The 15,119-nt window shown below is 70.0% G+C and carries 11 protein-coding genes; 5 read left to right on the forward strand and 6 right to left on the reverse strand.

The window, feature by feature from the left end:
• Positions 1 to 12 precede the first annotated feature (12 nt).
• Complete coding sequence (locus ACFVVM_RS16805) at positions 13 to 240, forward strand: recombinase family protein (RefSeq protein WP_387619249.1); 228 nt, start codon at positions 13 to 15, stop codon at positions 238 to 240.
• 217 nt (positions 241 to 457) lie between these two features.
• On the opposite strand, the gene ACFVVM_RS16810 is transcribed toward ACFVVM_RS16805, so the two are convergent.
• From ACFVVM_RS16810 to ACFVVM_RS16835, 6 genes are all read right to left on the reverse strand, one after another.
• On the reverse strand, positions 458 to 1,918 hold the full coding sequence (locus ACFVVM_RS16810; protein WP_387618513.1) for a cutinase family protein: 1,461 nt from the start codon (positions 1,916 to 1,918) through the stop codon (positions 458 to 460).
• A gap of 105 nt (positions 1,919 to 2,023) precedes the next feature.
• Positions 2,024 to 3,049 (reverse strand): NlpC/P60 family protein, encoded by a 1,026-nt coding sequence (locus tag ACFVVM_RS16815; RefSeq protein ID WP_387618516.1) that lies wholly within the window; start codon positions 3,047 to 3,049, stop codon positions 2,024 to 2,026.
• Between the two features lie 7 nt (positions 3,050 to 3,056).
• The gene (locus tag ACFVVM_RS16820; RefSeq protein ID WP_387618519.1) at positions 3,057 to 4,061 is read right to left on the reverse strand and encodes a replication-relaxation family protein; all 1,005 of its coding nucleotides are present in this window, start codon (positions 4,059 to 4,061) and stop codon (positions 3,057 to 3,059) included.
• Entirely contained in the window at positions 4,058 to 6,634 is a 2,577-nt protein-coding gene (locus ACFVVM_RS16825) for a helicase HerA domain-containing protein (protein ID WP_387618525.1), read from the reverse strand. Before ACFVVM_RS16825 ends, ACFVVM_RS16820 begins: the two co-directional genes overlap by 4 nt.
• On the reverse strand, positions 6,631 to 7,641 hold the full coding sequence (locus ACFVVM_RS16830; RefSeq protein WP_387618527.1) for a TRM11 family SAM-dependent methyltransferase: 1,011 nt from the start codon (positions 7,639 to 7,641) through the stop codon (positions 6,631 to 6,633). The genes ACFVVM_RS16825 and ACFVVM_RS16830 overlap by 4 nt, the downstream gene beginning before the upstream one ends.
• 54 nt (positions 7,642 to 7,695) lie before the next feature.
• Positions 7,696 to 8,343: a hypothetical protein gene (locus ACFVVM_RS16835; protein ID WP_387618529.1), complete on the reverse strand. Its 648-nt coding sequence runs from the start codon at positions 8,341 to 8,343 to the stop codon at positions 7,696 to 7,698.
• Positions 8,344 to 8,817: 474 nt separating this feature from the next.
• Between ACFVVM_RS16835 and ACFVVM_RS16840 the strand changes: the two genes are divergently transcribed.
• From ACFVVM_RS16840 to ACFVVM_RS16855, 4 genes are read left to right on the forward strand one after another with little or no spacing between them, the layout of a single operon-like run.
• Entirely contained in the window at positions 8,818 to 9,750 is a 933-nt protein-coding gene (locus ACFVVM_RS16840) for a hypothetical protein (protein WP_387618532.1), read from the forward strand.
• Positions 9,747 to 10,145 (forward strand): pilin, encoded by a 399-nt coding sequence (locus ACFVVM_RS16845; protein ID WP_387618535.1) that lies wholly within the window; start codon positions 9,747 to 9,749, stop codon positions 10,143 to 10,145. Before ACFVVM_RS16840 ends, ACFVVM_RS16845 begins: the two co-directional genes overlap by 4 nt.
• 47 nt (positions 10,146 to 10,192) lie before the next feature.
• The gene (locus ACFVVM_RS16850) at positions 10,193 to 12,001 is read left to right on the forward strand and encodes a hypothetical protein (protein ID WP_387618537.1); all 1,809 of its coding nucleotides are present in this window, start codon (positions 10,193 to 10,195) and stop codon (positions 11,999 to 12,001) included.
• Positions 11,998 to 14,943: a PrgI family mobile element protein gene (locus tag ACFVVM_RS16855; protein ID WP_387618540.1), complete on the forward strand. Its 2,946-nt coding sequence runs from the start codon at positions 11,998 to 12,000 to the stop codon at positions 14,941 to 14,943. Before ACFVVM_RS16850 ends, ACFVVM_RS16855 begins: the two co-directional genes overlap by 4 nt.
• Positions 14,944 to 15,119: the final 176 nt, after the last annotated feature.

Below are 15,119 nucleotides of genomic sequence, written 5' to 3' on the forward strand. Positions count from 1 at the left end.
GGACGCCGTCGTATGTGCCCGGACGAAGTTCTTGCGCTTGCTGTGACCATGCATCGCGAAGGAATCAGTTACCGCGCCATCGCCTCCGAGCTCAACGCGAGGGGACTCCCCACACCAGGTGGCGGACACCGCTGGTATCACTCGCACGTGTGGCGGCTGTTGCACACAGCCAACGTGGTCGATCAGTTCGGCCGTCCGAGAGCGGCGCAACGCGGAGCGGATCGTGTGTTGAAGTGTTGACCGTTCTCGCCGCGGTCACGATGCTCACCGACTCCAATTGCGAGGCCGCGGCGTCGCCGATCTGGCGGTATGGCGATCACCGCTGACCCCGGCCGTACAAGCACACTCACCGACTCCTCGATGGTCTCCTGGCCTGACCCACCCGCGAAACTGCCGGTGAGGACGAGCATCTGCTCGGTCCCACCGGCCGTTCTTCGTCTGTTTGTCGGTGTACGGGCTATTTCTTGCCGTCGATCGCCTCGACGATCCATTCCGCCAGCAGCGTAGTGGCGGTCGCGATGTCGTGGCCGCCGAACACGGCCGTGTCGTTGTCTGTGCGGGTCGGATCGCCCATATCGGTGGTGGTGGCGGTGTAGGTCGGGGCGAGGGAAGGTAGCGATGTGCCACCGGTGAACGCCGAGGCGGTGGCGGCGAGCAGGTCGGCAGCGATCGGAGCCAAACCGGTTAGCGCGAGCGCGGCGGCGACGGGGTCACCGGCGGCGAGGATCTCGGCTGCGGTCCAGGCGATCTCTTGGGCGCGACCGACGTTGGTGGCGATCCGGGCGATGTCGAGACCGGCCAGGACCCCGACGATCTCGGAGGCGATCGCGGCGATGCCGGTGGTGTCCAGCGGTGCGGCGACGGCCAGGAGGCGAGACACCAGGCGCAGGTCGATCTCGGCGGCCATCGCGACCAAGGGCGCGAACTGGTTGTTGAGGTCCCCGGCGACGCGGTGTAGCCCCCGGACGTCACCAGCGGCGACGAGTCCGGGGAGCTCGGCGAGGTCGGCCACGATCGCGGGCACGTTCGCGGTGACGAGGGCCAGTCCGTTCACGACGGTCACGACCTGGGCGAGGACTTGGGACAGCGTCAGCTCGCCGGTAGAGGTCGTGATCCGTGGCGAGGTGGTGGTAGGCGTCGGTGTCGAGGTCGCCGGTGACGGTGGGGTCGAGGTGACCGTCGAGGGTCGACTCGGCGCGGTGGTTCTGGTCGGGGTCGGGGTGGGGATCAGGGCTCGCCCGACGGCGGCGAGGGCGTTCGATACCTCGGAGGTGGTCGAGCAGTACAGGTCGTCTGCGGGGCAGACCGTACGGACACGCTCGCCCAGGTCGCCGAACCCCTGCGTGCGCGGGCCTGCGACACCGTGGCCGGAGACCGGGGTGCCGAGTTGGGTGGTCGTGGGGTCGCGGTGCGGGTCGGAGATGAGCCCGACCGCCACGACTCGCGAGGCCGAGATCGGGCCCTCGTTGTTGCCGATCGAGGCAGCGAGGTCGCCGGCCGTAGCGGCACCTTCGGCATAGCCGGCGAGGACCACCTGGGTCCGCGAGCACAACGCCGACAGCGCCGCGGTGAGCGCGTGTTCGGCCGTGGCCTCGCTGGGGTCGGCCGGTGTCGTGTCGGTGGTGCGGGTGAGGGTGCGGACGTCGATGTCGTTGCCGTAGCGGCTCGTCAACGACTCCGCGACCGCGGCGAGTACCCCGACCGGCTCTCCCGGATCGGTGGTCGGGGTTGTCTCGAACGTGCCCGGTACCAGCAGCGCGGTCCAGCGCGGGCAGTCGGTGGCGGTGGGGTCGGTCCTCGGGTCAGCGGTGGCGGCACCGGCCCCGCAGGCCGTGGCGGTGGCGACGGCGGCACACAACGCCGCGCGCGCGACGCGGGCGCGGACGGGCTTGTGGAGAGTGTTGTTGGAGAGGGGCACGGCGGTTCTCCTTGCGAGGTGTTGGGGGTGGGATCGGTGATGGCCGAGTCGTTTTCACGTGTGCCGGTCGGCGGCCGGTGACGGTGGAGGGGCACGCGCTCGGGGTCATGGTGCGGCGCCGGAGTCGGCTCGGGTCGGGGAGCGTGGTGTCAGGGGCCGGGTCGCGCCGAAGTACTGGTCGCTGTCCCACCGGTAGTTGGCGACCTGGACCGGTTGACCGAAAGTTGGTGCGTTGACCATCTTCTCGGCCCCCAGGTAGAGGCCGACGTGATGCAGATTGCTGGCGGTGCCGTAGAAGACGAGGTCACCGGGCTGGATCTGGCCGTCGGGCACGGGTGTGGTGGCGTAGTACTGGTCGTGGGCGACGCGGGGGATCGTGATTCCGGCGGCGGCGAAGGCGGCTTTGGTGAGCCCGGAGCAGTCGTAGCCGCCTTCGGCGGGGCCGTCACCGCCCCACACGTAGGGCCAGCCGAGTTGATCGCAGGCGAAGCGGAGCACGGTGACCGCCTCGGGATTGGCGGCCTGGACGTTGTCGCAGTCGCCGGTGCCCGGATGGTGTTGGGTGGGTGCGGGTTCGGTGTAGGCGTCGGCTTGGTCGAGGACTTGGCGGACGTACCAGTCGGCGTTGTTGTAGGTCCAGATCGCCCGGTACATGTCGCCGGGTGCGCCGGAGTCGCACAGGTAGTGGGCGGCGGCGTGCACGGCGTCGTGCGGGTTGTAGCGCGAGGGCGGACTCGCCCCACCGGGAGGCAGCGTGTGCCGGGCGATCACTCCGTCGAAAGTCGGTGCCAGGAACTGCATCGGGCCACCGGCCCCGGCCGAGTTCTCCCCGCTGGTGACTCCGGGCAACGGTGAGCGGCCGTGGTCGGTCTCGATCTTGCCGATCGCGGCGAGCACCGACCAGTCGAGCCCAGGACATACCCCGACCGCACGCTGGTAGAGCACCAACATCTCGGCCGGGATGTCTTGTTGGGCTTCGGGACTCGGCGCGCTACCTGTCCCGGGCGAGGTATCCGGGGTGAGTGGGGACAGTGGCTGGTCGTAGACGACGACGGTGGTGACCACGGCCGCGATCACGACGACGCAGAACACGATGGTCGCGTAGCCCGCGGCGAGTGCCTTGAACAGCATCGGCGCCTCACCAGGACTCGACGTCCGGCGGGCGGGGCGGGGGCGGTGCGAGAGTGATCTGTCCGGCCAGCGGTGCCCAGTTCTGCTCCTGGTCGATCTCGGCTTCGGGCGGGGTGCGGTGGGGCCAGACCGTGGCGAGGTCGGCCAGCCGTAGACGGGTGCCGGTGGTGGTGTCCAGGGGCAGCCACACCCGCTCGGCTGGGCTCGGATCGGGGACGGCGTCGAGCAGTTGCGCGGCGGCGGTGGCGACCGGCACCGCCTCGGGGTCGGGTAGCCGCTTCCAGGTGTGGTGTAAAGCGGTGCGGGCGTTGGCCTCACGCTCGCTGGTCGGTACCCACAGCAGGATCGGGGTGATGACCCCGGTGCTGCGGGCCAGCTCGCCGAAGCCATGGAGTTTGCCCGCGACTCGCGCCAGGGCGGTCGTGCCGAGGTCGTATTCGAGGAAGAAGTCGAGGGTCGTGTCGGTGTGGGTGTAGCGGCCGAAGCTGTCGGGTCGGGCGAGGTCGCCCCAGAGCCGGTGGCAGCGCGCTTGTGACCACCACGTCTGGACTCGGCCTCCACTGTTGGTCTCGCCGTGGTGGATGAGGGTGGTGAACCAGGTGTTCACGCCGAGGGTGTGGGTCAGGTGCAGGCTGTGGGCGACGGCGAGCGCGCGCTGGCGGCTGTAGCCGAGTTCGCGGGCGCTGACGCCCGCTTCCGCGGCGAGCACGGCTGCTCCGGCCGGTGCCAGCACCCAGTGCATGGGTGCGCTGCCACGCGTGCGCAGTGGCCGGAACCTGTCCAGCGCGCCATAGCGGTGCAGGCGGGTGAGGCGGCGCAGGGCGATGTGGGGGTGAGGAAAGGCCAGGGCGGTGAGTTGGTTGGTGGTCAGGACACGGTGCTCGTGCAGCATCCGCAGAATCCAGCGGTCGCGCTCGGTCAACCGCGCCACGAGCGCGACCGTCTCGCTCGGTGGGGGAATGGTCGGGCGTGGGGCGCGAGAGTCCGCTTGCCGGTCGGGGCGGGCGATCATGAGCGCGAACCTTTCTCGGGCGAGGTGGTGCCAGCGGCTGCCTGCGGACGCCGGGGGTCGATCCGAGGCCGTGCGGTGGCGGGGTCGGGGGTGCTGTTGGCGGCGGGTGTGGCTGATGCGGTGGTGAGGCGGGCGCGGGCAGCGGCGGCGATCTCACGGGCACGCCCGGGAATCGGCGGCGGCAACGGCCGGGTGGTGAGGGTGAAGGGGCGGGCGTTGCGGCCGTCGACCAACAACCGGGCGGCGGCGTGGAAGGCGTCCAGATGCGACAAGTCGTGCTCGGACAGCCACGGGTCGGTGTGGCGGGCCAGGTCCCGGGCGTCGTCAGGTGAGACGGCGAAGATCACCTTGTTGCGGGCATTGGCCGAGATGCCGTCTTTGAGTTCGCGGGAGAGTTGGCCGAGGTTCTGGTGCGCCAACAGCAGCGACAGGCGTAGTCCGCGGGCTTCGGCGAGCATGTCCTCGATGGGCGTGGACAGGTTGAGGAAGTTCTGTGCCTCGTCGAGGACCAGGGCCGCGTCGGGCCGATCAGCGGAGGGCACTCGTGCCCTGGCGGTCACCGCCTGCCAGGTCCGTGCGACCAGTAGCGACCCGACCAGCCGCGAGGTTTCTTCGCCGAGTGAGCCTTTCGGCAGGCGGGCCAGGCAGATGCCGCCTTGATCGAGGATGTCGGCGAACTCGACTGTTGAGGGTCCGCCCGCGATGGCCGCGCGGACGAACGGCCTCAACAGGAACGCGCGGAGCTTGTTCAGCAAGGGGCCGGTGAGCTGGGCGCGCCCGGTGTCGGAGAGTTGTTCGTAGCTGTCCCAGAACCCCCGCAGCACCGGATCTTTCGTCGTGCGGGTGACACGGGCGCGGAACGCGGGCTCGGTGAGCAGCCGGGGCAGATCGGCCAGGGTCGCGGTGCCCGGTTGGGCGCACAGGGTGAGCAGACTGGCGCGCATGATGTCGTCGGTGCGTGGTCCCCACCATTGGTGGAAGATGCGGTGGAAGACGGTGACGAGGTTGTCGACGGCGAGATCGGTTCCTGCGCGCCCGATCCGGCCGATGTCGAGGGGGTTCACGCACGGTGGCGGGGCGGTCGAGTCGGCGTCGAAGAGCACCACCCGTTCGCCCATGCGCGACGGCAGCCGGGACAGGACGTCGGTGACGAGGTCGCCCTTGGGGTCGATGACGATCACCCCGCGCCCGGCCTCGGCGTCATCGAGGATCGTGCGCGCCAACAGCGTTGACTTGCCGACACCGGTGGGACCGAGGATGTGCAGGTGGTGGCGGGCGTCGCTGACTTTGACCGCGACCGGTCGGCGGGTGCCGGTGTCGGCCATCCCGAGCGGTTTCGTGTGCTCCCCACCAACCGGGATCTCGGGGGCGGGGGACAGGGCTCGGGCTCCGGCGCGCTGCAGGCCGGGTAGCCCGTCGTCGGTGGGCAGGTGCGCGATCGTGGCCAGCTCGGGCACCGACAGCACATCCCCGCGCCCGAGCCGCCGCTGCCGGATCAACCGCTCGAGACGCAACCGGCGGTGCCGACGCCGGTAGTAGTTGTGATCGGTGCACGCCCCGAACACCGTGGCCAGAGCATCGGCCCGCCCGCGTGCCACCGCCCGCGCCTGCGCTTTCGGATCGAGGTCGTCGGGGTCGGTGGAGACCGGGATCGAGGCGGCATAGCGAATGATCGTTTCCCAGTGCGCGCCGCGCGATTTGGCCGCCGCCGCACGAGCGGCAGCGGAGTACTCCATCACCATCTGACGGTCGCCACCCCGCCCCTCGCCGACACCCCTCCCTCGGGTCGGTCGGGAGGTCGTCGTGGCGGGCGTGATCAGATTCAGCGCCTCGCGCAGCAACCCGGCCACCATCCCCGCCGGGGAACCGGTGCTCGCCGCGGCACGGGTCGCTCGCGCGACCCGGCGGCCGGTGACCGGGCGGGCGAGGATCTGCACACAGGCGGCTTGGCCGGGACCGAGGTCGTCGGCGGCGGTGATCAGGTCGCGCACGAGATCACCGGAGTGATCGGTGCTCAACGGCAACCCCTCGCGCCGCCCGAGTCGCAGCTCGCCCCCGGCCACGACCCGCCGAATGCCCTCGACCGGGATCGGCAGCGGTGGCCGGGCGGGTGAGATGGTGTCGGTGTGCGCGCCGGGCCAGGCCGAGGCGACCGCGCGTTCGATCAATCCGGGTGGGATCGCGCCGGGCACCCAGAGCCGGATCGCCGCGCCCTCTTCCGGGCTCACGACGTATTCGAACCCCAGATGCGGCTGCCCCAACAACGTTCGGGCCCAGGCCGGTCGGAGTTGCCCGATCAGGTGTGCCCAGAAGGCGAGTGCGCCTTTGGCGTCGACCTCGGGCGGGGTGAGCACGGTGATCTGGCGAGCACCCGCACTCAGCCGGCGCCGACGCCACCAGCTCACCGCGCGCACCGCGGCGAGGACCCCACTCGCCGCGACCAGCACCACGATCCCGGTCGCCGAGGAGACGATGTTTCCGAGCGTCGCGGCCACCTCACGCAGGCCCTCGGCCGGGGCGAGCAGCGCCCGCCCCAGCCACCCGTCCTCGGGGTTGGCGAGAAGGGTGCTCACGCCGCCACCGACCCCGGCCCGGCCGTATCGGTGCTGCCCCAGAACGGGGCAGTGCCGTACGGGAATCGCGCGGCCCGCCGCTCGGTCGAGGCGCCAGCGGCCAGCGGCTTGCGCAGGATGACCACGTCCTCGTGCGCGATGAGGTGCATCGGCAGCCCGGCGGAGCGCTGTTTGACGACGAAATCGCGCTGGAAGAACGAACTGCGGGCGACGAGTTCGCCCTCGGTGAGGCGGCCCAGCAACGCGACGCACCGCTCGACCGGGACAAGTCCGGCCAAGTCGCCGCACGTGTAGAGATGGGCGGGCAGCGGCACCAGCTCGGCGTGCTGACGCCACGGCCGCGCGGTGATCACCACATGCCCACCGGGAGCCAGGAATTCGGCGGCACCGGCCAGAATCCGGGTGAACCCCGAGAGCAGACGACCGAGGCCGACATTGGCGAGGTTGCCGCGATCGAGCACCTGCCCGTAGCGATGATTGCGCTTGCGGATCGGCTCGCTGCCGTTGGCGCGGACGTGACCGTGCACACTGTCGCCGTAGGGCGGGGAGGTGATCACCAGATCCACCTGCCCGCGCAACTCGGCCGGGATCAGGTCGGACAGTTTGCGGGCGTCGCCGGTGTAGACCTCGGCGTCGAGGTCGATGCCCGCGTCACGGGTGAGCGCGATGTTGGTGCGCGCCAGCTCCGCCCACTGCGTCTCGTACTCGACACCGACCGCGCGGCGGCCCAGATGCAGGGATTCGACGAGGGTCGTGCCGATCCCGCACATCGGGTCCAGCACGAGGCCCCCGGGCCGGGTGTAGGTGGACACGGCGTGCCGCACGATCGCGGGGAACATCTTGGCGGGGTGGCGAACGCTGTCGGGGTGATAGCGGCCCCGTCGCTGGGCGGTGGGCGCGGTCTGGGCGGTCGCCCACACCGACACCGGGACGTCGGCGGACCAGGGCGCAGCGGCGGTCACGGAGTCGGTGGCGGCGGTGGTGGGTGTGGTCGGGTCGAGAGTCATCGAGAGTCCTTCACGGGATCGAGTGGCCGGGCGGCGAGGCGTATCGGTATGGGGTCAGCCGTGTTCGGGCTGGAGGAACACGAAGACGTCGGTGTGGGCGACCAGGTGGCGCGAGTGGCCGGGCGCGGCCGGGTCGGCAGGCGGCGCGGCAATGACGGTGTGCCCGCTGACAGGCGCGGCGATGATGTGCTGGAGGTAGAGCAGATCGGCGGCCTGGGCGGCGGCCACGACCGAACCGGCCGGATCGAGAAGCACCCCGCTGGGGCTGTGTCGGCAGCGGGAGAGAACGACCAGCAAACCGCCCAACGCCATCGTTTCGGTCGCGAGCGCGGTGACGTGCTCGGCGGCTTGTGCGGGATCGTCGTGATCAGCGAGCAAGCTGGCGACGACCAGGTCCACCGGTTCGGCGATGCCGGTCGAGGGCGTGGGCGCGTCGATGCCGTGCCGGTCCGCCTCCCCGATCGCGGCCAGCGCCGCTGCGGTATCGGGCTCGAGCATTCGCAGGATGCCTCGGCTGGTCGGGGCGGGCCAGCCGATCAACAGCACCCGTGAGCCGGGCGCGGAGAACTCGTCGACTGTGCGAGAAAGCAGCGGGGCGGGCCAGCGGTCGTGCGGATCGAGGGGGTCGGCACCCAGTGCCCACAAGGTCGAGGGAATCGACACCGAACGTGTCGCCGACGAGGACCGAGAGTAAGCGGCCATTGGTGAACTCCTGACGAGAGAGAGCGGTTGTGTACTCGCTTACTTCCGTCAAAAAGCCGGTTTTTGGACATCGCCCGCCAGATCTTTTTCCAAGAGTTTCCTGAGTGTGGATTGCTGGGATTGGATTGGCCGATCGAGCTCGGACCGAAGAATTCTTTCGAGACTTTTTCCACCGATAGCCAGATCAGAGCTCGGTGCATCCGTAGCGCATCCGCACCACATCCGAAACGCATCCAAGTCGCATCTATTCGTACACAGTGCCTGCTAGAAGCATGTTCATCGGCGGGGTAGCGGTGGGGTTCTGGCGATCGCTGTGCGATCGCTGAATCGGCGATGGATGCGATGCGGATGTTGTTTGGGTGTGATGCGGGTGTTGTTTGGGTGCGGTGTGGGTGTGGATTGGATGCGTTTCGGATGTGGGTGTTCGGTGTCCTCGTGAGGTCGGAATTGTTTTCCACCGAGCAGGAGTTGATGGTGTCGAGTTCGGAATTCGTGAAATACCAGGTATCGGTCGGTTTGCCGCTCTCACCGCTGGGCGTGGTGCGGGCGGGATTCGCCCGGATCGCTCAACGACCGTTGCCCACCGACCCCGCGACCCCGCCGAGTCCGGTGACGGCCAGGGGCCCGGTCGAGTCGTGGGACCGGCTGCGGGAGCTGCTGTGGGACCCGGCGGTGCCGATCGCCGAGATCGACGCGATCTGGGTGTGGCTGATCGAACGGGCACGCGCCCGCGGCGAGGACGCGATGTTGGTGTGCGCGGGCATGGCGGTGCCGATGCTGGCCAAGGCCACCGGGGAGTTCGCCGCGCCGGGCAGCCCACACCGACACGACCACGAGTCCGAGGTCCTCACGGGGTTCTTCGCCTACCTCGATCGTGTCGAGCTGGACCGGCCGGGAGTGTGGCATCGGCTGCGGTGGGCGGCCTACCGCGCCACCCGCAAGGCGGCAACCCAACAGCACACCGGGGCGATGGCGGCCGGAGACGTCGACGCCGACCTCGGTCCGCTCGCCACCCACGCGCGCTCGACCATCGCCGAACCCGGTCATCCCGAGGCGGTGCTCGCTGATGCCGTCGCCGCTGCGGTGATCTCTGAACGCGCGGCGGAACTGATCGCGGTGACGCGGTGCGGCCAGCGCACACTGACCTCGCTGGCCACCGAACGCGGCGAGTCGCTGTGGAAGCTGGCCAAGCAACGCCAGCGCGCCGAACGCGCCCTGCTGGCCTGGATCACCGAACGCGCCCTCGACGTGGACCTGGACCCGAGTCGCACCAGCGCGGTCGAAGCCCACGCGGTGAACACCCTCCCGCCTCGGGCCGATCGGTCGTTGCGGCGAGGTCGCCGGCAAAGCCAGAACTCTCTCGGATCGCGGCCATCGAGCACCGGACGCGGGCAGGTGGCGGCATGAACGCCCACCAGTTCCACCTCACCGAGGCGCCAACGGCACGGCGCGCACTCGGGCGCCGGTGGTCGACCATCCTGACCGTGCTCACTGCGGTGGCCGTGCTGGCAACGCTGGGGGCCGGGTCGGTGTCAGCCGCGCCGCCGGAGCCGTCGGTGTTGGCGCTCGCGGCCTCCCTCGATGAGGTGCTCAACAACATCCGCAACTGGCTGGTGGGCATCCTGGCGGGGTTGGCGACGGTGTGCCTCACCGTGGCCGGAGCCCGATACCTGCTCGGCGGAGGCGATCCCGCCGAGGTCGAAAAGGCCAAGACCGCCTTCCGCGCCGCCTGCCTGGGATATGGGCTGGCCATGCTCGCCCCGGTCGTCGTCGAAATCCTCAAGTCGATCGTCGGGGCTTGACGATGAACACCTCACCCCGAATCCGTTGCGCGGCGAGGACATCGCCAGTGGTGCGTGTCGCTGCGGGTGCGGTGGTCGTGGCACTGCTCACCCTCACCGGCACCGGCGGGGCCGCGGCGCAGCCCACGACACCGACCGCGCCGGTGTCGCCCACTCCCACCCCCACCGCCCCGACGACGACCCCGCCGACGCGGTGGGTGGAACCGCCCCCGACCACGACGCCCGCCCCGACGACCCCGACCTCGCCCACCCCGGGCGAGAACAGCTCGCCGCGGTCGGGACCGAGTGCCGCCGAGTGCGGGGTCACCAACATCTCCGGGTGCGTGGAGCTCGCGATCGATGGGTTCTTTCAACGGGTCATCGACACCTCGCTCGACCCGCTGCTCGACCTGCTCTCCCAAACCCTGCTCACCACACCCGAACCCGGCGACATCCCGCAGATCGGGGTGTTGTGGACCCAGTCGTGGGAACTCATGCTCGCCCTCTACGTCCTGGTGGTGATGGCGGCCGGGGTGCTGCTGATGGTGCGCGAGACACTGCAGACCCAGTGGTCGATCCGCGAGCTGGCACCCCGGCTCGTCGTCGGGTTCATCGCCGGGGCGATGAGCATGGTGATCGCCACGACCGCGATCGGTTTCGCCAACGCCATGGCCGCGGCCGTCGGCGAGGGCGGCGTCGGCGATTCGGCGGCAGCGGGACTGGCCGAGATCACCTCGGCCGGTCCCGCGAGCCAGAGCTTCGGCCTACTGCTGATGCTCGTGCTGGTGGTGATGCTGGTCGTGCTGGTCATCACTTACGTGGTGCGCGTCGCGATCACGATCCTGCTCATCGTCGCGGCCCCGTTGGCGTTGATGTGCCACGGCCTGCCCGGCATCGATGGGATCGCGCGGTGGTGGTGGCGCTCGTTCGCCGCGTGCTTGGCGATCCAGGTCGTGCAATCGATGACCCTGGTCGTCGCGTTGCGCGTGTTCCTGTCCCCGGGCGGGTGGGAGGTCTTCGGCCCGAACGCGAACGGGATCGTGAGTCTGATCGTCGGCTTGGCACTGGTCGCGGTGTTGGTGAAGGCCCCGTTCTGGTTGCTGTCGGTGATGGGCATCGGGCAGGGCCGCAGCTTCGTCGGCTCGATCGCCCGCGCCTACCTCACCTTCAAGACCCTCGGCCTGCTCAAGGGAGCCTCGGCAGGATCTGGGGCTGGCGGGCGCGCCGCGACGGCCGCACGTCCCCGGCCGCCCCGAGCGTCTCAGGGTGGGAGGCGTACCGCCACGGTCTCGCCACCGAACCCGTACGCGCGTGTCCGCGCGACCCGCTCCGGGCAGCTGATGCTGCCTCTGCAAGGCGTGCACCGGGTTCCACGCCAACCCACGCCGAGCCCGGCCGCCAGCGCCAACACCAAACCCTCCCGCACACCACGGGGACGGCAACTCGCCTTCAACTTCAACCCACCCGACCCTTATCAGGGAATCCGGCCCGGCAAGAACGGCCAATACCCATTGCCGATCCCGGTGCGCCGCGTCAAGCCCACGCCACCACCACAACCCGCGCGCCCACCGGCACCACCGCCCGCTGCCCGCACACGGGCGCGACAACTCTCCTTCGACTTCTCCGAACCAACACCCACACCCGCGCCGGTTGCTCCACCGGCCGATCCCTACGCCGGTAACCGGGCGACTCGCAGCGGCCAGTACCCGTTGCCGATCCCGGTGCGCCGCGTCAAACCCGCACCGCCACCGGCGACGCCGCCGGAGCCCGCGCCCGCGGCGAGGCGCTCGACCGGACGGCAACTGCATCTGCCCATGCCTGATCTTCCTGTGCGTCGCCGCGCACACCGCGCTCCCCGAGGAGGGAAACTCCGATGACCACCGTGGTTCGTATTCCCGCCGACGTCGAGCGCAGCGACCGAGTCATCGGTGTGTTCACCATCCGTCAGGTCGCCGTCCTCGCCACGACCGCACTGGCGTTGTACTCGGGATGGCTGGCGAGCAGGACGGTGCTCGCGCCTCTGGTCTTCGGTGCCGCCGTGACTCCAATCGCGGTCGTGGTCACCGTCGCGGTCCTGACCCGCCGCGACGGCCTGCCGGTCGACCTGCTCCTCGTGGCCGCAATCCGCCACCGCCTGCGCCCCCGCCACCTCCTGCGAACACGCGGCCACACCCGCGCCGAGGCACCGGCGTGGATCACCGACCGCGCCACCCGATCCCGGCCACGCCCACCCACCCCGGCGGGGTTGACCGCACAGTCGGCACGGCTACCGGAATCAGTCTCGGCCAGCGGCGGAGTCGGGGTGATCAACCTCGGCCCCGATGGGCTCGCCGTCATCGCGGTCGCGGGCACCCTCAACCTGAGCTTGCGCACTCCAGCCGAACAAGACAGCCTCGTCGGCCAACTCGCCGGCTGGTTACACACTCTGCGCCAGCCGGTACAGATCCTCGTGCGTTCGGCACGCCTGGACCTGTCCGACCACATCACCGCCCTGCACACCGCCGCCGCGCAGATGTCGCCGGACCTGGCCGCCGCCGCCCTCGACCACGCCACCCACCTCACCGACCTCGCCGCGGCGGAGAACCCGACACACCGCCAAGTCCTCCTGATCTGGCGCGAACCCCTCGACGGCCTGACCGCCACCCGATCACGAGCACGGCTACCCGGCCGAGGCCGAGGCCGGGCACGAAGCGCACCCTCGACCGCCGCCCGCCGTGGAGCCGAATCACGACTGCTGCGCCGAATGAACGAGGCCGCCGACATCCTTGCCCCGCTCGGGATCTCGGTCACCGCGCTCGACGACGCACAAGCCACCGCTGTCCTGGCCAGCTGCACCAATCCCGAGAGCCTGGTCTCGGCCGCCGCCGACATCGCCGCACCCGCAGCGATCATCACCACCGACCCCGACACCACAGCGGTCGACCCGTTCGCCAGCGAGAGCGGGTTCGCGCCGGAATCGTTGAGCATCGGCACCCGACACCTCGAGATCGGATCGGACTGGACCCAGACCCTCGCCGTCACCGGCTACCCGCGAGAGGTGACAGCGGGCTGGCTCGCACCGCTGCTATCCCACCCCGGCCGGGTCGAGGTCGCCATCCACATCGACCCCGTCGACCCGGTCACCGCCGCCACCCGGCTACGCCGCCAGCAGGCACGCCTGGAATCCTCCCGCCGACAGGACCTGGGCCGAGGCCGGATGTCGGACCCACAGATCGACGTCGCCGCCGAAGACGCCGCCGATCTGTCGGCGCGGGTGGCACGCGCCGAGGCCAGGCTGTTCCGGGCCGGGGTGTATCTGAGCGTGCACGCCACCTCGGAAGCCGAACTCGCCGACGAGGTCGCCGCGGTGCGGGCGCTGGCGGCGAGCTTGCTCGTGGACACCTGCACCCTGTCCTACCGCGCCGCCCAAGCCTGGACCACCACCCTGCCGTTGGGACTCGATCTGATCGGAGTCGAGCGGACCTTCGACACCACCGCCCTCGCCGCGGCCTTCCCGTTCGATTCCCCGCAATTGCCCGCCCCTGACCCCGCCCAGGCCGCACGCCCGCACGGAGTGCTCCTCGGTCGCGACGCCGCCGCCGGGTTGCTGTTCACCGACCGGTTCGCCCCCGAAGCCCACAACCACAACATGGTGATCCTCGGCCGATCCGGTGCGGGCAAGTCCTATCTGGTCAAAACCGAGATCCTGCGCTCGCTGTACCGAGGCATCGAACAGATCGTCATCGACCCCGAAGACGAATACCGGCGCCTCGCCGAGGCCGTGGGCGGAACCACGATTCGGCTTGGCGAACCGGGGGTGCGGCTCAACCCCTTCGACCTGGAAATCCACGTTCGAGACGACGGGCGCCGCAGCGCCTCGCCCGACGCCCTTGTCCGACGCAAGCTCTTCTGCCACACCCTGATCCAGGTCCTGCTCGGCGAGCAGACCACCGCGCAGAAGACCGCGTTGGACACTGCGCTGGCCGCCACCTATACCGCTGCCGGAATCACCGAGGACGTCGCCACCTGGACTCGGCCCGCACCCACCCTGGGCGGGCTACGTGACCAGTTGGCCCGGATGAACACACCTGCCGCCGCAGAGCTGGCCGCTGGCCTGCACCCGTTCGTGGGCGAGGGTGCCTACGCCGGATTGCTCGACGGGCCCACCACCACCGACCCCGACGGTGGGTTGATCGTGTTCTCGCTGCGGGAGCTGCCCGAGGAACTGAAGGCGATCGGCACGCTACTTGTGCTGGATGCGACGTGGCGGCGGGTGTCGCACCCGGGCTTGCGGCGGCCCCGCATGGTCACCGTGGACGAGGGGTGGCTGCTGTTGAGTCAGCCGGCCGGAGCACGGTTCTTGTTCAAGGCGGCTAAGAGCTTCCGCAAGCACTGGGCGGGCCTGACCGTGGCTACACAGGATGCCGCCGACGTGTGCTCGACCGAGTTGGGACGCGCGATCGTCTCCAATGCGGCGACCCAGATCCTGCTGCGTCAGGCACCACAGGCGATCGACCAGGTCGCCAGAGCTTTTCACCTCTCTGAGGGCGAGCAGCAGTTCCTGTTCTCGGCCGCGCGCGGTTCCGGTCTGCTCGCGGTCGGGGGCGATCGCGCGGTGTTCGCCTCGCTCGCCTCGGCGACGGAGAACGCGATCATCACCACCGATCCCGCCGAGCTCGCCGCTACCGCTGACGCGGACGACAGCGACATCGCGATCGACGCCCTGGCCCCGCTAACTCCACTCGGTCCGCCAAGCACGGCCACGTCGGCTACTGCCGACGTCGCCGGTGTCGATGGAGATGACAGGCAGGAGGTGTTTTTCGATAGGCGGCCGCTCTAACTACTTGCCGCACTTTCCCATCCCGAAGTCATCCCGATTCATGTCCACGGTTCCGGTTTGCAGGGCTGGAATGCCCCTGAAATGGCCGCATGGGCAACGACACGGCGACACCAGTACGGGACACCACCCCGACCGACGTGGATGGCGCTGCGGCCCGACACGAGTCAGCCCTACAC

Origin of the sequence: Nocardia sp. NPDC058176 (assembly GCF_042883805.1) — a bacterium.
Classification (GTDB): domain Bacteria; phylum Actinomycetota; class Actinomycetes; order Mycobacteriales; family Mycobacteriaceae; genus Nocardia.

Excerpts from the sequence above, each read along its gene's own strand:
- ACFVVM_RS16805 (WP_387619249.1), top strand. The coding sequence starts at position 13 with ATGTGCCCGGACGAAGTTCTTGCGCTTGCTGTGACCATGCATCGCGAA.
- ACFVVM_RS16815 (WP_387618516.1), bottom strand. The coding sequence starts at position 3,049 with ATGCTGTTCAAGGCACTCGCCGCGGGCTACGCGACCATCGTGTTCTGC.
- ACFVVM_RS16820 (WP_387618519.1), bottom strand. The coding sequence starts at position 4,061 with ATGATCGCCCGCCCCGACCGGCAAGCGGACTCTCGCGCCCCACGCCCG.
- ACFVVM_RS16830 (WP_387618527.1), bottom strand. The coding sequence starts at position 7,641 with ATGACTCTCGACCCGACCACACCCACCACCGCCGCCACCGACTCCGTG.
- ACFVVM_RS16835 (WP_387618529.1), bottom strand. The coding sequence starts at position 8,343 with ATGGCCGCTTACTCTCGGTCCTCGTCGGCGACACGTTCGGTGTCGATT.
- ACFVVM_RS16845 (WP_387618535.1), top strand. The coding sequence starts at position 9,747 with ATGAACGCCCACCAGTTCCACCTCACCGAGGCGCCAACGGCACGGCGC.
- ACFVVM_RS16855 (WP_387618540.1), top strand. The coding sequence starts at position 11,998 with ATGACCACCGTGGTTCGTATTCCCGCCGACGTCGAGCGCAGCGACCGA.